This window comes from Acidovorax sp. 94, assembly GCF_003634645.1.
Classification (GTDB): Bacteria; Pseudomonadota; Gammaproteobacteria; order Burkholderiales; family Burkholderiaceae_C; genus Acidovorax; species Acidovorax facilis.
In genome coordinates this window covers 2,096,811-2,114,388 of sequence record NZ_RBJA01000001.1, presented here as the reverse complement: position 1 = coordinate 2,114,388, position 17,578 = coordinate 2,096,811, and the positions used below count along the sequence as shown (strand labels likewise).

The 17,578-nt window shown below is 65.8% G+C and carries 16 protein-coding genes; 12 read left to right on the top strand and 4 right to left on the bottom strand.

Annotated features, from left to right (window positions below; translation table 11 throughout):
• Positions 1-128: 128 nt before the first annotated feature.
• From xth to C8C94_RS09775, 4 genes are all read right to left on the bottom strand, one after another.
• Positions 129-905, bottom strand: a complete 777-nt coding sequence (xth, locus tag C8C94_RS09790) for an exodeoxyribonuclease III (RefSeq protein WP_121420584.1) — start codon at positions 903-905, stop codon at positions 129-131.
• 74 nt (positions 906-979) lie between these two features.
• Entirely contained in the window at positions 980-1,468 is a 489-nt protein-coding gene (locus tag C8C94_RS09785) for a dihydrofolate reductase (protein WP_121420583.1), read from the bottom strand.
• Positions 1,469-1,485: 17 nt separating this feature from the next.
• Positions 1,486-2,085 (bottom strand): DUF4337 domain-containing protein, encoded by a 600-nt coding sequence (locus C8C94_RS09780; RefSeq protein WP_055400411.1) that lies wholly within the window; start codon positions 2,083-2,085, stop codon positions 1,486-1,488.
• Between the two features lie 100 nt (positions 2,086-2,185).
• Complete coding sequence (locus C8C94_RS09775; protein WP_121420582.1) at positions 2,186-3,025, bottom strand: thymidylate synthase; 840 nt, start codon at positions 3,023-3,025, stop codon at positions 2,186-2,188.
• A 111-nt stretch (positions 3,026-3,136) separates the two neighbouring features.
• Between C8C94_RS09775 and C8C94_RS09770 the strand changes: the two genes are divergently transcribed.
• From C8C94_RS09770 to xylB, 12 genes are all read left to right on the top strand, one after another.
• Positions 3,137-3,658: a hypothetical protein gene (locus tag C8C94_RS09770; RefSeq protein ID WP_121420581.1), complete on the top strand. Its 522-nt coding sequence runs from the start codon at positions 3,137-3,139 to the stop codon at positions 3,656-3,658.
• 96 nt (positions 3,659-3,754) lie between these two features.
• The gene (locus tag C8C94_RS09765) at positions 3,755-4,267 is read left to right on the top strand and encodes a sigma-70 family RNA polymerase sigma factor (protein ID WP_121420580.1); all 513 of its coding nucleotides are present in this window, start codon (positions 3,755-3,757) and stop codon (positions 4,265-4,267) included.
• A gap of 17 nt (positions 4,268-4,284) precedes the next feature.
• Positions 4,285-5,349 carry a FecR domain-containing protein gene (locus tag C8C94_RS09760; RefSeq protein WP_121420579.1) on the top strand — a complete coding sequence of 355 codons (1,065 nt, stop codon included), beginning with the start codon at positions 4,285-4,287 and terminating at the stop codon, positions 5,347-5,349.
• A gap of 307 nt (positions 5,350-5,656) precedes the next feature.
• Complete coding sequence (locus C8C94_RS09755) at positions 5,657-8,140, top strand: TonB-dependent receptor (protein ID WP_121420578.1); 2,484 nt, start codon at positions 5,657-5,659, stop codon at positions 8,138-8,140.
• Between the two features lie 389 nt (positions 8,141-8,529).
• Entirely contained in the window at positions 8,530-9,861 is a 1,332-nt protein-coding gene (locus C8C94_RS09750) for a sugar ABC transporter substrate-binding protein (protein ID WP_121420577.1), read from the top strand.
• Between the two features lie 146 nt (positions 9,862-10,007).
• On the top strand, positions 10,008-10,871 hold the full coding sequence (locus C8C94_RS09745) for a carbohydrate ABC transporter permease (protein WP_069105336.1): 864 nt from the start codon (positions 10,008-10,010) through the stop codon (positions 10,869-10,871).
• A gap of 15 nt (positions 10,872-10,886) precedes the next feature.
• Positions 10,887-11,732 carry a carbohydrate ABC transporter permease gene (locus C8C94_RS09740; protein WP_121420576.1) on the top strand — a complete coding sequence of 282 codons (846 nt, stop codon included), beginning with the start codon at positions 10,887-10,889 and terminating at the stop codon, positions 11,730-11,732.
• Between the two features lie 46 nt (positions 11,733-11,778).
• Complete coding sequence (locus tag C8C94_RS09735; protein ID WP_121420575.1) at positions 11,779-12,822, top strand: ABC transporter ATP-binding protein; 1,044 nt, start codon at positions 11,779-11,781, stop codon at positions 12,820-12,822.
• Between the two features lie 5 nt (positions 12,823-12,827).
• Positions 12,828-13,574 carry an SDR family oxidoreductase gene (locus C8C94_RS09730; protein ID WP_199731229.1) on the top strand — a complete coding sequence of 249 codons (747 nt, stop codon included), beginning with the start codon at positions 12,828-12,830 and terminating at the stop codon, positions 13,572-13,574.
• A 19-nt stretch (positions 13,575-13,593) separates the two neighbouring features.
• Positions 13,594-14,997 (top strand): D-arabinitol 4-dehydrogenase, encoded by a 1,404-nt coding sequence (gene dalD, locus C8C94_RS09725; RefSeq protein ID WP_121420573.1) that lies wholly within the window; start codon positions 13,594-13,596, stop codon positions 14,995-14,997.
• A gap of 29 nt (positions 14,998-15,026) precedes the next feature.
• On the top strand, positions 15,027-15,962 hold the full coding sequence (locus C8C94_RS09720; protein ID WP_056743668.1) for an AraC family transcriptional regulator: 936 nt from the start codon (positions 15,027-15,029) through the stop codon (positions 15,960-15,962).
• A 127-nt stretch (positions 15,963-16,089) separates the two neighbouring features.
• Positions 16,090-17,574, top strand: coding sequence for a xylulokinase (gene xylB, locus C8C94_RS09715; RefSeq protein WP_121420572.1), 1,485 nt, complete (start codon positions 16,090-16,092; stop codon positions 17,572-17,574).
• The last annotated feature ends 4 nt before the right edge of the window (positions 17,575-17,578 follow it).

Below are 17,578 nucleotides of genomic sequence, written 5' to 3'. Positions count from 1 at the left end.
GATCTCTCGGCGCAGGTTTCTTGCGCGCCGATTCCCCAAAAACAAAGGCTGCAAGGATTTTCCTTGCAGCCTTTTGTGTATGCCGGGCGTCCAGCTTGTTGTCGCACGGCCCGCGTCGTCAAGGGTTGTTATGCCATGGTGAGCACCACGGGCGCGTGGTCGCTGGGTTGTGGGTTCTTGCGGGGGGCGCGGTCTACCGTGCAGGCGGTCACACTCGCACGCAGTGCATCGCTCACCAGAATGTGGTCAATGCGCAGCCCCCGGTTCTTCTGAAACCCGAGCATGCGGTAGTCCCACCATGAGTAGCTTTTCTCGGGCTGCTCGAACATGCGGAAGGTGTCGGTCAGGCCCAGGGCAATCAGGTCCTGGAAATGCTGACGCTCTTCCACCGTGTGGTGGATGGTGTCTTTGAGGCCCACCGGGTCGAACGAATCGCGGTCTTCGGGCGCTACGTTGAAGTCACCCAGCAGCGCCAGGCGCGGGTGGACCAGCAGCTCTTCACGCAGCCAGCGATGCAGCGCCGCAAGCCACAGCATCTTGTAGGCAAACTTCTCCGATCCCGGGGCCTGGCCGTTCACGAAGTAGCAGTTCACCAGACGCAGTTCCCCGTCGGGCGTGTCCAGCGTGGCGGCAATGACGCGGGCCTGCTCGTCCGTGTGCCCGGGGATGTTGCGCACCACGTCGCGCATGGCGTGGCGGCTCAGGATAGCGACGCCGTTGTAGGTCTTCTGGCCAAAAGTCACGGCCTCATAGCCTGCCTCCTTGAACGTGTCGTGCGGAAATTTGTCGTCGGTGAGCTTGAGCTCCTGCAGGCACAGCGCATCGACCGGGTTGGCCGCGAGCCAGGCCAGCACCTGGGGCAGGCGGACAGTGAGGGAGTTGACATTCCAGGTGGCGATTTGCATGTTTTTGGCCTCCGGCGCTTGATGGATAAGCGCTAAGCGCTATCAATTGATGAGCTTTGCGTTCCGGAGCCGTGTCAACCTGCGCGCACGTAGGTCACAAAGCTGAAGGGCAGCCCCTTGGTGCTGACGTGGCGGCTGCGTGCGGATTCTGTCCATGGCGCACCCAGCGTGGGCGCGTAGGCATCCCCGTCGAATTCCTGGTCGATCTCGGTCACTTCCAGGCGGTCGGCCAGGGGCAGGGCCTCGGCGTAGATCTGCGCGCCGCCGATCACCCACACCGTCTGATCGGCAGGTGCCTGCTGCAGCGCATCCTGCAGGCTGGTGGCGCGCACGGCGCCCTCGGCCTGCCAGTCGCCCTGGCGCGTGACCACGATGTTGGTGCGGCCGGGCAGGGGGCGAAAACGCGGGGGCAATGAGTCCCAAGTCTTGCGGCCCATGATGACGGCGCAGCCCTGCGTGAGTTGCTTGAAGTGCGCCATGTCCTCCGGTATGTGCCATGGGATGGTGTTGTCCTTGCCAATGACGCCATTGGCGGCGCGGGCGTAGATGAGGTGCAGGGGCATGGTGGGGCCTCCTTGTTTCAGATATGCAAGGCGGCGAGGGCGCCCACGCCCAGGCCTACGGCAGCCACGCCGTACATGCCGTACTCCAGCCATTTTTTCTTGGTCAGCAACGCAATGGCGGCCAGGGCGATCGCCACCTGCAGCGCCGTGGTGGCCTGTGCCCAGCGGTGGTGCTGGTGCATCTGGGCCTCGCTCTTGCGGTCGAACTCATGGGCGTCGGCTTCGAGTTTTTCGGCCACCACCTTGATCTCGTTTTTCTCGGCCTCGTAGCGCTCCACCTTGGTCTGGTAGCCTGCCTTGCGGTCGTCGGGCGCCAGGTCGCGGGCCAGCTCGGCAAGGGATTGCTTGGTGCTCTTGGACTGGAAGTAATTCCACTGGTTGGATGCTTCGGTCTTCTTGATGGCTGCGTCGTTCTTGAGCAGGCCGGCATTGGCTTGCGTGGCGCCGCCCATGTAGGCAAAGATGGCACCCACCGTGGCCACGATGGCGGTGAACATGGCGATCTTGTTCATCGACGAGTTGCTGTCGGTGCCGTGCGCTGCAGCGTGGTCGCCGTGGGTGGCATGCTCCACTGCGTGGTCGTGGGGGCCGTGTACGTGAAATCCGCCGGAAGACATGGATAAAAGCTCGTGGTGTTGGGTGGAAGCAGGCAAGGCGCTGTTGACTCTGCCCTTGGGACTCAAGAGGTAGGGGGTACCAAAGAGGGATGTCGGCTGATCAAACGGCCACAGGAGCCTTGATGGCGGGGTGGCACTGGTAGTCCAGCACTTCAAAGTCTTCGTACTCGTAGTCAAAGATGCTGTCGGGCTTGCGTTTGATGTTCAAGACCGGGTAGGGGTAGGGCGTGCGCGCCAGCTGGGTCTGCACCTGCTCGTGGTGGTTGCTGTAGATGTGGCAGTCGCCGCCCGTCCAGATGAAGTCGCCCACGTCCAGATCGCACTGCTGGGCCACCATGTGGGTCAGCAGTGCATAGCTGGCGATGTTGAAGGGCACTCCGAGGAAGATGTCTGCGCTGCGCTGGTACAGCTGGCAGCTGAGCGTGCCGCGCCCGCCGGGTTCTTGTGCCGGGGCCACGTAGAACTGGAAGAACGCATGGCAGGGCATGAGCGCCATCTTGTGCAGCTCGGCCACGTTCCAGGCGCTCACGATGATGCGGCGCGAGTCGGGATTCGTTTTGAGCGTATTGATCACGTCGCTGATCTGGTCGATGTGGCCGCCGTCCGGCGTGGGCCAGCTGCGCCATTGCACGCCGTACACCGGGCCCAGGTCGCCGTCCTCTCGCGCCCATTCGTCCCAGATGGTCACGCCGCGCTCCTTGAGCCAGTTGTTGTTGCTCGACCCCGTGAGGAACCACAGCAACTCCTGGATGATGGATTTGAGGTGCACCTTCTTCGTGGTGACCAGCGGGAAGCCTTCTTTCAAATCAAACCGCATCTGGTGGCCGAACACGCTGGTGGTGCCGGTGCCCGTGCGGTCCGACTTGTCCACGCCATGGGTGAACACGTGGCGCATGAAGTCTTCGTATTGTGAGCGGACGGGGCGGGCGTGTTCTGTCATGGCGGTTGGAAGGCGAAAGACGCGATTTTAGGGGGGCGGCTGCCGGCTGGAACCGGCTAAGCTCGCAGACCTTTTCGCCCATCTGCCCTTTCTAGAAAGAAGCCCCCGATCATGCGCCCTGTCTCTCCAGCCCCTTTGTCACGCGCCGTGCTGGCCGCTCTTGCGTTGGCGGTGCTGCTGCCGGGTTGCGTGGGTACGGTACCCACCGCGCCCACTGCGCCGCGCAAGGTCGCGCGTCCTGTGCTCAACGACGTACCTGCCGCGCCCGCCAATCCCTGGGGGAACCTGCAAACCCAGGTAGGCAACTATCCGGTCGGGGGCTCAGACTTCCTGCGTGCCGGCCCGCTGGCCGAGCGGCTGCGTGGGCTGCTCGGTCTCGCCAACTACAACGTGCTGCTGGACAACCTGCAGGTGAGTGGGCCGCTGCGGCAAGACGGCTCCATGCTCTACATCACCGGCAACCGGCCGGACGCAGGCGACACGGCGGCCGCCGCCATCGTGATCCACGCCGCCACCGACACGGTACGCGTATGGCTGCTGACCGGCGGGGAGGAATGGGACGTACAGGACCTGGGGACCCCGAAGACCCTGCCGGCCCACGTTGCCACGATGATGGAAAACGCGCGGCGCTGAGCGCGCAGCCGACCTGTCCGCGTGGTGGCGTGCCCAGGATCTGGGCGGGAATGTGTTTCTATAATCGAGAATCATTCTCAAAAAGGCCGTCACGCCATGTCTGCCGCTCATCCCCTGCACGCGCTCTACAGCCACCACCACGGGTGGCTGCAGTCCTGGCTGCGCCGGCGGCTCGGTTGTGCCGACGATGCGGCCGACCTGGCGCAGGACACCTTCGTGCGCCTGCTCGCACGGCCAACCGCCATCGCCCCCGACGCGATGCGCGAGCCGCGCGCCTACCTGACCACGGTGGCACGCGGGCTGCTGGTGGACTTCTGGCGCCGGGGTGAACTGGAGCGCGCCTACCTGGCAGACCTGGCCCTGCAGCCCGAGGTGCTGCAGCCATCCCCCGAAGAGCGCCTGGCCGCCGTGCAGATGCTCCACGCGGTCGATGCATTGCTGCAGGGCCTGACGCCCAAGACGCGCGCAGCGTGGCTCATGAACCGGCTCGATGGCCTCACGCATGCAGAGATTGCCGAGCAGCTGCAGGTGTCGGTGCCCCGCGTGCGCCAGTACCTGGCCAACGCCATGCGCCACGCCTACCACCTGCGTTTTGGCGGCGCGGCGTGAGCAGTGCGGGCTGGACAATGGGCGGCCCACCTGGTGGTACAGGCGACGACCATCCCGTGCCGCCTGCCGTGCTGGAGGCCGCCATCGGCTGGCAACTGCGCCAGGGCGAGGGTGATAACTCGCCGGCGGACGCCCAAGCCCTGGCCGACTGGCTGGCCGCACACCCCGACCATGCCCGCGCCTGGCGCCAGCTGGGCGACATCGACCAGCACTTGGCCCGTGCCGCCGCAGGTCCCGGAGCCCGCGCAGCGTTGCTGCTGCCACCGCGCCAGCGCCGTCCTGCCCGTGTGGCGGGCGCCGTGCTGGGCCTGGCATTGGCGGTGGCCTGCGGCGTGCTGGTGCTGGACCGCTACCAGCCCGTGGGCCAGTTGCTGGCCGACCACCGCACCGCCACCGGCGAGCGCCGCACCATCGTGCTGCCCGACCAGACCGTGCTGCACCTGAACACCCGCAGCGCTGTGGATGTCGTGTTCAGCCAAGACCAGCGCGCCATCCACCTGCGCGCGGGCGAGGTGGCCGTGGAAACCAGCCATGCCGACCCGGCCGAGCGACGCCCGTTCGTCGTGCTGACCGAGGACGGCAGCCTGCGCGCTCTGGGCACCCGCTTCACCGTGCGCCGCTGGCCACGGGCGCACACCGCTGGCAGCGATGGGGCGCAGGGCCGTGGCGCGCCCGCCACCGAGGTCGCGGTCACCCAGTCGGCCGTTGCGGCCCGCCCGGCGAACTGTGCGGCAGCAGCGTCCGAGCCGTGCGCTGCCGAGCGCATCGTGTCGGCCGGGCAGGGCGCGCGGCTGGAAGGCGGGTGGGTGGACCCGTGGGCGGCCCCGCCCGATGCCGACGCCTGGAAGGACGGCATGCTGGTCGTGGACAACCAACCTTTGGGCGAGGTGGTGGCCATGCTGGCGCGGCACCGGGTCGGCCACCTGGGTGTCGACCCCCGTGTGGCCGGGTTGCGCGTGACGGGCACGCTGCCCCTGGCGGACACCGACCAAGCCCTGTTGGCGCTGACCGCGGCCGTGCCGGTGGAGGTGGTCTGGACCACGCGCTGGTGGGTCATGCTCAAGCCGCGTGCTGCGCCCTGAGGATGAAAATACTAAGAAAATCGGCCGCTACCGCTTGATGGGTAAGCGCTGGCAGCTATCAAAAGATGAGTGACTTGGTGCGGCTGATCGACGGTTCCATTCAGTTCAACCCAGATCAACCCGCCGAAGCAGATCAACCCAGAGCGCCGCTGCCAGCCGGCATCCTATCCACCAGCGATGCCGGCCCAAAAAAAGAAATTGCCCCGGCCCCCTCTCACTTTTCGGCACCCGTTCGGCAATCAGACAGAGACCGTGCATCCGCGCGGTTGCCCCTCTTTTCTGACGTGACCGTTTCGGAGTCTGACCCATGCCCTCTGCTGTTTTCCCCTTTCCGCTGAACCCCTGCGCTGCGGCGCTGCTGATGGCGCTGGCGGCCTCTGCGGTGGCTGCACAGCCAGCCACGGCAGAGGCCCCTGCGGCCACGGCCAGCGCTGCGGCGGTGCGCGACTACGATCTGCCCGTCGGGCCATTGGGGGCTGCCCTGAACCGCATCGCGCGCGACGCAGGCTTGGCCCTCACCGCCGATGCGCAGTTGGTGGAAGGCCGCAACGCGGCGCCCGTGCGCGGCCGCTTCGATGCACCCGAGGCACTGCGCCGCGCGCTGGCGGGTTCGGGGCTGGAGCTGCGGCAGGCCACGGGCGGCGTCTTCACGCTGCGTGAGGCATCGCGCCCTGCAGCGCAGGCGCCCCGGCTCAGCGATGCCGCCACCCTGGGCGCCGTCACCGTGACGGCCAGCGCCGAGTCAGCGCCCGGCGATTTGCTGCCCGCCTATGCCGGCGGCCAGGTCGCCACGGGCAGCCGGGTCGGCCTGCTGGGTCAGCAGAGCCTGATGGACACGCCGTTTCACATCACCAGCTACACGGCCGAACTCATGCAGGACCAGCAGGCGATCACCGTGGCCGATGTGCTGGCCAACGACCCGTCCGTGCGCACGGTGTCCTACAGCCTGACGAACGCTGCCGCGGGGGGCGACATCTTTCTGATCCGCGGCTTCTCGGTGCAGGACTCGGTGCTGTTCGACGGCATCGGCGGCATCGCCACCAACCGTGCCGTGGCGGTCGAAGCGGCCGAGCGCGTCGAGGTGCTCAAGGGCCCCAACGCGCTGCTCAACGGCATGGCGCCTGGGGCGGGCGGCGCGGTGGGCGGCGCCATCAACCTGGTGCCCAAGCGGGCGGGCGATGTGCCGCTGACCCGCCTGACCACCACTTACCTGTCCAAAGGCAACCTGGGCGGCCACCTGGACGTGGGCCGCCGGTTCGGCGACGACCACCAGTGGGGTGTGCGCTTCAACGGCGTCTACCGTGACGGGAAGACCGCCACCCAGGGCCAGTCCGTCGAGCTGGGCGCTGCGGCGCTGGCCGTGGACTACCGGGGCAGTCAGTTGCGGGCCTCGGTGGATGCCGGCCACCAGACGATGAACAACGAAGCGCCACAAGGTGCCGCGGGCTTTGGCATCGACGACGGCATTGGCATCCCCAGGCCGCCCCGGGGCAGCCACCGCATCGCCCAGGACTGGGAATTCGCCAGGTCACAGAGCAATTACCTCTTGGCCAAAGCCGAGTACGACCTCACCCCGGACTGGACGCTCTCTGCAGCCGCGGGTGGCAGCCACACGCGGTCCCGCTACCTGGCCACCGACGTGTTCGTGACCAGCGTGCAGGGCGATTCGCAGGCCACCACGTACTTCTGGCCCAACTGGACGAACTACCGCACCGTGCAAGGTGGCCTGCAGGGCACGGTGCGCGCCGGCGAGCTCACGCACCGCATCCACCTGCATGCGTCGTACCTGAAGAAGGACAGCGGCTTCACGGCGCAGTACTACGGCTTCGACAGCTTCGCCACGAACATGTATGCACCCGCGGCCACAGCGCGTCCGTCCATCGACGGTTTCTCATCGCGGCCGCCACAGACCGATTCCTTGCAGTTGCCGTCTGTGGCGCTGTCAGACACCGTCTCGCTGTGGCAAGACCGCCTGGCCGTCACCCTGGGTGCCCGCTACCAGCGCGTGAAGGTCGTCAAGTACGACACCACCACCGGGGCAGGCAGCACCGCGTACGACGAGCACGCGGTAACGCCGGCGCTGGCGGCGGTGTTCAAGCTACAGCCGCACGTATCGCTCTACGGCAATTACATCGAAGGGCTGGTCCAGGGCGATTCAGCGCCGCTGGGCACCACCAACGCCGGGCAGGTGTTCCCGCCGGTCCGGACGAAGCAGCGGGAGGTGGGCGTGAAGGCCGATTGGGGCCGCTTCAGCACCACAGCGAGCCTGTTCCACATCCAGAAGCCGAGCGGGCTGGTGGCGTCCAACGGCGATGGCACGTTCACCTACCAGGTCGGTGCAGAGCAGCGCAACCGCGGCGTTGAACTCAATGTCTTCGGCGAGGTGGCCCGGGGCACGCGCCTGCTGGGCGGCGTGACCTTCAACGATGCCCGGCTGACCCAAACCGAAGGCGGCACCTACAACGGCAACGCCGCACCCAATGTGTCGCGCTGGCAGCTCAACCTGGGCAGCGACCACGACGTGGCTGCCGTTCCAGGACTGACGCTGTCGGCCCGCATGATCTCCAGCAGCGCGCAGCATGTGGACGCCGCCAACCTGCGGCGCATTCCGGGCTGGACGCGCTGGGACATCGGTGCCCGCTACAAGACCCAGGCGTGGAGCCGGCCGCTGGTGCTGCGCGCGGGCGTGGACAACCTGTTCAACCGCAACTACTGGTCCAGCGGCTCCGGCAACTGGCTGTATGTGGGAAGTCCTCGCACGGTGACTCTCTCTGCCACGGTGGATTTCTGACGGGAGCAGTGCTGCCGTGGGCGGACGGGCAAATGGATGGAGGAGGGGGTAGTGGTGTCTTCCCCGGTGGGCCTTGGTGCACGAAATATGGATTAAATTGGCCTCTACCGCTTGATAGATAAGCGCCAAAAGCTATTGATTTGATAGTGATTTGGGGCATCCGCGACTAACCGTGCTGGGGGTCCGGCCCCTCTCTTCCTGGTCGGTTAGATACCCTGTTGACACCTCTAGGTATAAATCCTGAGTATCTGGTGCAAATTAGTATTTGTGGAGGCATCTGGAGTACCAATCGAGCATTGCAGCATCGGTATCGTTCAGTTCGTCAATGCCGTATGCCTGCACTGGCGTTGAACGGTCGATCCCATACCAATTACGAAGGAGACATTCCGATGCCACATTCCCCCCGTGTTTTTGCTCCTCAGCGCCTCGCCCTGGCCGCTGCACTGGCCCTGTCGCTGTGCGGCGCCGCCAGCGCGCAGACCGAGCTGGTCATTGCCACCGTGAACAACGGCCACATGATCGAGATGCAAAAGCTCAGCAAAAACTTCGAGCAGGCCAACCCCGACATCAAGCTCAAGTGGGTCACGCTGGAAGAAGGCGTGCTGCGCCAGCGCGTGACCACCGACATCGCCACCAAGGGCGGCCAGTTCGACGTGATGACCATCGGCATGTACGAGGCGCCCATCTGGGGCAAGAAGGGCTGGCTGCAGGAGCTCAAGACCGACGCCGCCTACGACGTGGACGACCTGCTGCCCGCCGTGCGCAACGGCCTGTCCATCGACGGCAAGCTGTTCGCTGCGCCGTTCTACGGCGAAAGCTCGATGCTCATGTACCGCAAGGACCTGGCCGACAAGGCGGGCGTGCAGGTGCCCGAGCGCCCCACCTGGCCGCAGATCAAGGACCTGGCCGCCAAGATGCACGACCCCAAGAACGGCGTGTACGGCATCTGCCTGCGCGGCAAGCCGGGCTGGGGCGACAACATGGCGTTCTTGACCACGCTGGTCAACACCTTCGGCGGCCAGTGGTTCGACATGCAGTGGAAGCCGCAGCTCGAGTCCAAGCCCTGGAAGGACGCGATCAACTTCTACGTGGACCTGCTCAAGAACTACGGCCCGCCCGGCTCTGCAGCCAACAGCTTCAACGAGATCCTGGCGCTGACCAACTCGGGCAAGTGCGGCATGTGGGTGGACGCGACCATTGCGGCATCGTTCGTGGCCGACCCCAAGCAGTCCAAGGTGGCTGACCAGATGGCCTTTGCCCAGGCGCCCACCATGAACACGCCGAAGGGCGCCAACTGGCTGTGGTCGTGGAATCTGGCCATCCCGGCTGGTTCCAAAAAGGTCGACGCCGCGCAGAAGTTCATCACCTGGTCCACCAGCAAGGACTACATCCAGCTGGTGGCCAAGACCAACGGATGGGCCAACGTGCCCACCGGCACGCGCAAGAGCACGTATGCGGCGCCGGAGTTCCAGAAGGCAGCGCGCTTTGCGGCCGCAGAGAAGACTGCCATCGACTCGGCCAACCCGACGGATTCGACCCTGCCGAAGAGCCCGTACGTGGGTGTGCAGTTCGCGGCCATTCCTGAGTTCCAGGCCATCGGCATCGCGGTGGGTCAGCAGATGAGCGCAGCACTGGCGGGCAAGACGACGGTGGACGCCGCGCTCAAGGCCAGCCAGGTGTCGGCAGACCGCGAAATGAAAAAGGCCGGCTACTACAAATAGGCATTCATTCGGCTACTGCACGGGCCGATCCGGGGCCTGTATTCCTCGCCGTACAAACGTGCGGCCCCGGTACAGCAACCCCGACTCGGCCCACTCGCGTCGCCGACTGAACGCCTATTTTTGCTGGACTATTTTCTGAGGCTTCCATGAACCGCCGCCTGCTCCCTCGCCTGCTGCTCACGCCTGCCATGGCCACGCTCTTCCTGTGGATGATCGTGCCGCTGGTGATGACGATCTACTTCTCGCTCATCCGCTACAACCTCATGCAGCCGGACCAGACCGGCTTTGCCGGGCTGGAGAACTTTGAGTATTTCGTCACCGACCCCTCGTTCGGCACGGCGGTGGTCAACACCATCTTGCTGCTGGGTAGTGTGATTCTCATCACGGTGGTGTTTGGCATTGCGATTGCGCTGCTCATCAACGAGCCGTTTGCGGGCCGTGGCATCGTGCGGGTGCTGCTGATTTCGCCGTTCTTCGTCATGCCCACGGTGAACGCGCTGATGTGGAAGAACATGATGATGAACCCCATCTACGGCGTGCTCGCCCAGGTGTGGATGTTCTTTGGCGCACAGCCGGTGGACTGGCTTACCGACCACCCGCTGTTCTCGGTGATCGTCATGGTGTCATGGCAGTGGCTGCCGTTTGCCACGCTGATCTTCATGACCGCATTGCAGAGCATGAACCACGAGCAGCTCGAAGCATCGCGCATGGACGGCGCCAACTACCTGCAGCAGCTGCGCTACCTGTATGTGCCACACCTGGCGCGCTCGGTGGCGGTGGTGGTGATGATCGAACTCATCTTTTTGCTCAGCATCTTTGCCGAGATCTACACCACCACGGGTGGCGGGCCGGGCGATGCGAGCACCAACGTCACCTTCCTGATCTTCAAGCAGGCACTGCTCAACTTCGACGCGGGCGTGGCCTCGGCCGGGGCGCTGTTCGCAGTGTTGCTGGCCAATATCGCGGCGGTGTTTCTGATCCGCATGGTCGGCAAGAACCTTGACAAGTAAGACGGGGCAACGCTCATGACAACGACAAAACGACGCCGCTCCAACTACCCGCTGGGCCTGCTGGCTTTGCGCACCGTGGCCGCCTGGGGCGTGGCCCTGCTGCTGTTCTTTCCGCTGGGTTGGCTGTTCCTCACGGCGTTCAAGACCGAGTTGCAGGCCATCGCCGTGCCGCCGCAGCTGTTCTTCATCCCCACGCTCGAGAACTTTCACGAGGTGCAGGAGCGCAGCGACTACCTGCTGTACGCCAAGAATTCGGTCATCACCAGCGTGGTCTCTACCCTGGTGGGCCTGATGCTGGCCGCGCCTGCGGCCTACGCCATGGCCTTCTTCAAGGGCAAGTACACCAAGGACATCCTCATGTGGATGCTCTCGACCAAGATGATGCCCGCCGTGGGCGCGCTGGTACCCATTTATGTGCTGGCGCAAAAGAGCCACCTGCTCGATACGCAGCTTGCGCTCATCATCGTGTTCGCGCTGTCCAACCTGCCCATCATGGTCTGGATGCTGTATTCGCACTTCAAGGACATCCCGCGCGAGATTCTGGAAGCCGCGCGCATGGACGGCGCCACGCTGTGGCAGGAGGTGCGCCTGGTGCTGCTGCCGCTGGGCATGGGCGGCCTGGCATCGACCGGGCTCTTGTGCCTGGTGCTGTCATGGAACGAGGCCTTCTGGAGCCTGAACCTCAGCGCCGCCAAGGCTGGCACGCTGGCCACACTGATCGCGTCGTACTCCAGCCCCGAGGGCCTGTTCTGGGCCAAGTTGTCCGCCGCCTCGCTGATGGCCATTGCACCCATCGTGGTCTTTGGCTGGTTCAGCCAGAAGCAGCTGGTGCAGGGCCTGACGTTTGGTGCGGTCAAGTAAGCCGTAGTTTTCCTCCCAGTTTTCAAGATTTCAGGAACCCGATTCCATGGCCTACCTTCAACTGCGCGGCATCGAGAAATTCTTTGGTGAACACCGCGCCATCAAGGGCATCGACCTCACCATCCAGCAAGGCGAGTTCATCGTCTTCGTCGGCCCCTCGGGCTGTGGCAAGTCCACGCTGCTGCGGCTGATTGCGGGGCTCGAAAATATCGACGGCGGCACCCTGATGCTGGACGGCCGCGACATCACCGACCAGCCCTCGAGCAAGCGCGACTTGGCGATGGTGTTCCAGAGCTATGCGCTGTACCCGCACATGAGCGTGTACGAGAACATGAGCTTTGCGCTCAAGCTCGCCAAGGTGGACAAGCAGGTGATCGACGAGAAGGTGCAGAACGCCGCGCGCATCCTCAACCTCACGCAGTACCTGCAGCGCACGCCCAAGGAGCTGTCGGGCGGGCAGCGCCAGCGCGTGGCCATCGGCCGCGCCATCGTGCGCGCGCCCAAGGTGTTCCTGTTTGACGAGCCACTGTCCAATCTCGACGCGGCGCTGCGCGGCCAGACGCGCGTGGAGATCGCCAAGCTGCACCGCGACCTTGGGGCCACCACCATCTACGTCACGCACGACCAGGTCGAGGCCATGACGCTGGCCGACCGCGTGGTGGTGCTGCGCGATGGCGTCATCGAGCAGGTGGGCACGCCGCTGGAGCTGTACGACAAGCCTGCCAACCAGTTCGTGGCCCAGTTCATCGGCACGCCGCAGATGAATGTGGTGCCCCTGCCGCAGCTGCCATCGCCTGTACAACAGCAGGCACCCGCCGGGGCGGAGGGCGGTGCCATCGGCCTGCGACCCGAGAACATCACGGTGCGCAACACCGGCGCGACGCCGGTGCCGGGCCAGGTGGACCTGGTGGAAGCATTGGGCGCCGAGACGCTGATCTACGTGAGCACGCCCAGCGGCGCGCAGTTTGTGGCGCGCCAGAACGACCGCACAGGCCTGCGTGCGGGCGATGCGGTTTGCCTGGACATCGATGCCTCGCAAGCCCATTGGTTCGACCCGAACGGCCGCGTGGTGGCCCGCCAGACCGCATGACCGCCATGACTGCTTCCATGCCCCCCGGACAAGAACTTCAAGGCAAGGTGGCGGCCGTTACCGGCGCCGCATCGGGCATCGGCTTTGCCAGTGCCCAAGCCATGGCCAACGCTGGTGCGCGTGTGGTGCTGATCGACCGTGACGAGGCCGCGCTGACCAAGGCGTGTGCAGCCCTCGGCCCCGGCGCCTTGCCGCTGGTGCTGGACCTGCTCGATGCCAGGCAATGCGCCAGCCTGCTGCAGCGCACGCTGGCGTTGGCTGGTCAGCTCGACATCTTCCACGCCAATGCTGGGTTGTATGTGGGCGGCGACCTGGTGGATGCCGACCCCGACGCTATCGACCGCATGCTCAACCTGAACGTCAACGTGGTGATGAAGAACGTGCACAACGTGCTGCCCCACATGATCGAGCGCGGCACGGGCGACATCATCGTCACCAGCTCGCTGGCCGCGCATTTCCCCACGCCGTGGGAGCCCGTCTACGCATCGTCCAAGTGGGCCGTCAACTGCTTCGTGCAGACCGTGCGCCGCCAGGTCTTCAAGCACGGCATCCGCGTGGGCTCCATCTCGCCCGGGCCCGTCATCACCTCGCTGCTGGCCGACTGGCCCGCGGAGAAGCTCGCCGAGGCCAAGGCCAGCGGCAGCCTCATCGAGGCCTCCGAAGTGGCCGACGTGGTGCTCTTCATGCTCACCCGCCCGCGCGGCATGACCATCCGCGACGTCGTGATGATGCCCACGAACTTTGATCTCTAGAAACCCGCAGTCACGCACCATGAATTTCATCCTGCACCTGGGCCTGGGCTCGTTCCACCGCGCCCACCAGGCCGTTTACGTTCACGCATTGCGCCAGCAGGGAGACACTCGCTGGGCCATCGCGGGCGGCAACCTGCGCCCGGACATGGCCGACACCATCGCGGCGCTGCAAGCGCAGGATGGGCGCTACACGCTCGAAACCGTCACCCCCCAAGGCGAGCGCAACTACACCGTCATCGAGTCGATCCAGCGGGTGATCCCCTACCAGGATGACCTGGCCCCGCTGATTGCCATGGGTTCCGACCCTGCCACGCGCATCATCAGCTTCACGGTGACCGAAGCGGGCTACTACCTGGATGCCCAGAACCAGCTCGACTGGCCCACGTTTGCCGACCTGCGCGCCGACCTGGCGGCCGTGAAGGCGGGCCAGGCAGGCCACACCATCTACGGCGGTCTGGTCAGCATCCTGCGCGCGCGCAGGTCAGCCGGTGCGGGCGCCGTGACGCTGATGAACTGCGACAACCTGCGCCACAACGGCGACCGCTCGCGCGGCGGGCTGCTGCAGTTCATCGAGGCGCTGGGCGATGCGCCACTCAAAGAGTGGGTAGAGCAGAACACCACCAGCCCCAACGCCATGGTGGACCGCATCACGCCGCGCCCCACGCCCGATGTGGCCGAGCGCGTGAAGGCTGCAACAGGTTGGGATGACAAGGCAGCACTCATGGGTGAAAGCTTTATCCAGTGGGTCATTGAAGACGACTTCATCGCAGGCCGCCCCGCGTGGGAAACGGTCGGCGTCGAGATGGTGCGGTCGGTGCAGGCGCACGAAGAGGCCAAGATCCGCCTGCTCAACGCCACCCACAGCTGCATTGCCTGGGCGGGCACGCTGGCGGGCTACCAGTACATCCACGAAGGCACACACGACGCGGCCATTCGCCAGATGGCCTACGACTACGTCACCGACGACGCGATCCCGGTGCTCCACACCCCAGAGCAGCCATGCCCCATCAACCTGGAGCAGTACCGCGACGTGGTGCTGGACCGCTTCGGCAACCCTGCCATTGCCGACACCAACCAGCGCGTGGCCATGGATGCGTTCTCCAAGATCCCCGGCATGATTGCGCCCACTATCCGCGACAAGCTCGCGCGCAACGCTTCGTTCGACAGCGTGGCCATGCTGCCAGCGCTGTTCCTGGCCTACCTGCAGCGCTGGCACGCGGGGCAGATTCCCTACACCTACCAGGACCAGGCCATGGACCCCGCCGTGGCCCATGCCATCTGCGATGCCGCTGACCCCGTGGCAGCGTATGCGGCCGACACGACCCTGTGGGGCGAGATGGCCGGCCACCCCCAACTGGTGGACGCGTTGCGCAAAGCCTATGCCCGCGTGCTGGCTTTTGTGGCGGAGCGGACAGGCGCCTGATGCTGGTGTAATTTGAGTCCACTACCGCCATGACCGTGAAGATGCCCATCGCCCCGCGCCAGACCAAGCCCGAGCTGGAGCACGACTATGTGCGCTCGCCCGCGCTGGGCTACGAGTCGCCCGAGACGGCGGGCTTCATCCGTTGCCTGTCGCACGGGTTTCCCACGCCGCTGGCGCGCTGGCATTACCACGACGAGTACGAGCTGCACCTGATCACGGCCACCTCTGGCAAGGTCTTTGTGGGGGACTGGATCGGTCAGTTCCAGCCCGGCCACCTGGTGCTGACCGGGCCGCGCCTGCCGCACAACTGGATCAGCATGGACCTGCCCGAAGGCGGCGTGCCGCTGCGCGACCTGGTGATCCAGTTCTCGCACGCGCCGCTGGTGGCCAGCAGCGAGACCATCCCCGAGCTGCGCGAGGTACTGCCTCTGCTGGAGCGCGCGCGCCACGGTGTGGAGTTCTTCGGCATGGAAGCGCAGGCGCAAGAGCATTGGCACCGCATCAAGGCGCGCCAGGGGCTCGCCCGGTTCGGCGCTTTCTGTGAGTTCATGAGCGACCTGGCGCGCTGCACCGACTTTCGCTTGCTGTCGAGCACGCAGCTGCAAAGCGAGGACAACGACACCCAGCTCGACCAGATCAACGCCATCGTGAGCCGCATCACCGACCATCTGGCCGACCCGCTGTCGGCGGCCGACCTGGCGCAGGAGCTGGGCATGACGGAGAGCCGCTTCTCACGCTTCTTCCGCCGCGCCACGGGCAATACCTTCACCGACTTTGTGAATCTGGTGCGCGTGAACCGCGCGTGCCAGCTGCTGATGGAGACCGAGCGCTACATCACGCACATTGCTTATGACGTGGGCTTCAACAACATGGCCAACTTCAACCGCCGCTTTCTGGACATCAAGGGCATGACGCCCAGCGAGTACCGCAAGCAGGGCGCTGGAAGGTTTGGAAAGACTTCCTGATCCCCAGCCGGATCTGCACCCCGAGAGGGGGGGAGGCCCTTGTTGCGTGACCCCTGCACGCAGCCCGCCAAAGGCAAAGACCGGGCCATGGCTTTCACTGTGAATCACTGACATCCGTCCATCACCCATGTACCTCGGAATCGATTTAGGCACCTCGGGTGTCAAGCTCCTGCTGCTGGACGATGCGCACACTGTGGTCGCTACGGCAGATGCCGCCGTGCCCCAGCTGCGCCCCCAGCCCACCTGGAGCGAGCAGCACCCCGCCGACTGGTGGGCCGCCGTGGAGACTGCTGTGGCGCAGTTGCGCGCTCAGGCTCCCGCACCGTGGGCGCAGGTGCGGGGCATCGGCCTCTCGGGCCATATGCATGGCGCGGTGGTACTGGACGCGCAGGGCCAGGTGCTGCGCCCGGCCATCCTGTGGAACGACGGCCGCGCCAGCGCCGAATGTGCGCAGCTGGAATCGGCTGTGCCCACCTCGCGCCAGATCACCGGCAATCTCGCCATGCCCGGCTTCACCGCGCCCAAGCTGCTGTGGCTGCGCACGCACGAGCCCGCCGTGTTCGACCACATCCGCAACGTGCTGCTGCCCAAGGACTGGCTGCGCCTGCAACTCACTGGCGATATGGCGAGCGACATGTCCGACGCATCGGGCACGCTGTGGCTGGACGTGCAGGCGCGCGCCTGGAGCCCGGCCATGTTGCAAGCCTGTGGGCTCGATGTTTCGCACATGCCTGCGCTGGCCGAGGGCATTGCGCCCACCGGCACACTGCGCAGCGATGTGGCACGCCGCTGGGGGCTCGGTGACAGCATCGTCGTGGCTGCTGGCGCGGGCGACAACGCCGCCAGTGCCGTGGGCGTGGGCGCCCGTACTGCGGGGCAGGGCTTTGTGTCGCTGGGCACCTCGGGTGTGGTCTTTCGCGTGACGGACGCTTTTGCGCCTGCCACCGAGCGCGCCGTGCATGCCTTTGCCCATGCGTTGCCGCAGCGCTGGCACCACATGTCGGTCATGCTCAGTGCAGCGAGTGCGTTTGGCTGGGTCACCCGGCTGACGGGGCGTGGCGACGAGGCGCAACTGTCTGACGCCGTCAGCGTCCTCAACACCACCCGCCAGGCGCAGGCGCCGCTGTTTTTGCCGTACCTGAGTGGCGAGCGCACACCGCACAACAACGCGGCTGCCACCGGCGTGTTCATGGGCCTGCGGGCCGAGCACGAAGCGGCGGACCTGGCCTATGCCGTGATGGAAGGCGTGGGCTTTGGCCTGCTCGATGGTCTCAACGCCATGCGCGCCGCAGGGCCGGGGAAGGGTAGTGACACAGGTCGGAGTGATGCGCCCCTGGCGCTCGTCGGGGGTGGCGCACGCAGCAGCCCTTGGGCGCAGCTGCTGGCCAGCGCGCTGGGCACCCCACTGCAGCGCCCGCAGGGCGCACACGCTGCCGCAGCCCTAGGTGCCGCGCGCCTCGCCGCCATGGCCTGCGGTGGTGACGAAGCCCACTGGTGCCAGCCCCTGCCCGCTGACGCCACCTTCATGCCACAGCCCGCACAACAAGCCCAGCTGGCCGAACGCTATGCCCGCTTTGTCGCGCTGTACCCCGCGCTGCAATCGCAGTTCTGACGCA

Bases quoted from the DNA above. Each gene is read 5' to 3' on its own strand.
- xth (WP_121420584.1), bottom strand. From the start codon at position 905: ATGCAAATCGCCACCTGGAATGTCAACTCCCTCACTGTCCGCCTGCCC.
- C8C94_RS09785 (WP_121420583.1), bottom strand. From the start codon at position 1,468: ATGCCCCTGCACCTCATCTACGCCCGCGCCGCCAATGGCGTCATTGGC.
- C8C94_RS09780 (WP_055400411.1), bottom strand. From the start codon at position 2,085: ATGTCTTCCGGCGGATTTCACGTACACGGCCCCCACGACCACGCAGTG.
- C8C94_RS09775 (WP_121420582.1), bottom strand. From the start codon at position 3,025: ATGACAGAACACGCCCGCCCCGTCCGCTCACAATACGAAGACTTCATG.
- C8C94_RS09770 (WP_121420581.1), top strand. From the start codon at position 3,137: ATGCGCCCTGTCTCTCCAGCCCCTTTGTCACGCGCCGTGCTGGCCGCT.
- C8C94_RS09765 (WP_121420580.1), top strand. From the start codon at position 3,755: ATGTCTGCCGCTCATCCCCTGCACGCGCTCTACAGCCACCACCACGGG.
- C8C94_RS09760 (WP_121420579.1), top strand. From the start codon at position 4,285: ATGGGCGGCCCACCTGGTGGTACAGGCGACGACCATCCCGTGCCGCCT.
- C8C94_RS09755 (WP_121420578.1), top strand. From the start codon at position 5,657: ATGCCCTCTGCTGTTTTCCCCTTTCCGCTGAACCCCTGCGCTGCGGCG.
- C8C94_RS09750 (WP_121420577.1), top strand. From the start codon at position 8,530: ATGCCACATTCCCCCCGTGTTTTTGCTCCTCAGCGCCTCGCCCTGGCC.
- C8C94_RS09745 (WP_069105336.1), top strand. From the start codon at position 10,008: ATGAACCGCCGCCTGCTCCCTCGCCTGCTGCTCACGCCTGCCATGGCC.
- C8C94_RS09740 (WP_121420576.1), top strand. From the start codon at position 10,887: ATGACAACGACAAAACGACGCCGCTCCAACTACCCGCTGGGCCTGCTG.
- C8C94_RS09735 (WP_121420575.1), top strand. From the start codon at position 11,779: ATGGCCTACCTTCAACTGCGCGGCATCGAGAAATTCTTTGGTGAACAC.
- C8C94_RS09730 (WP_199731229.1), top strand. From the start codon at position 12,828: ATGACTGCTTCCATGCCCCCCGGACAAGAACTTCAAGGCAAGGTGGCG.
- dalD (WP_121420573.1), top strand. From the start codon at position 13,594: ATGAATTTCATCCTGCACCTGGGCCTGGGCTCGTTCCACCGCGCCCAC.
- C8C94_RS09720 (WP_056743668.1), top strand. From the start codon at position 15,027: ATGACCGTGAAGATGCCCATCGCCCCGCGCCAGACCAAGCCCGAGCTG.
- xylB (WP_121420572.1), top strand. From the start codon at position 16,090: ATGTACCTCGGAATCGATTTAGGCACCTCGGGTGTCAAGCTCCTGCTG.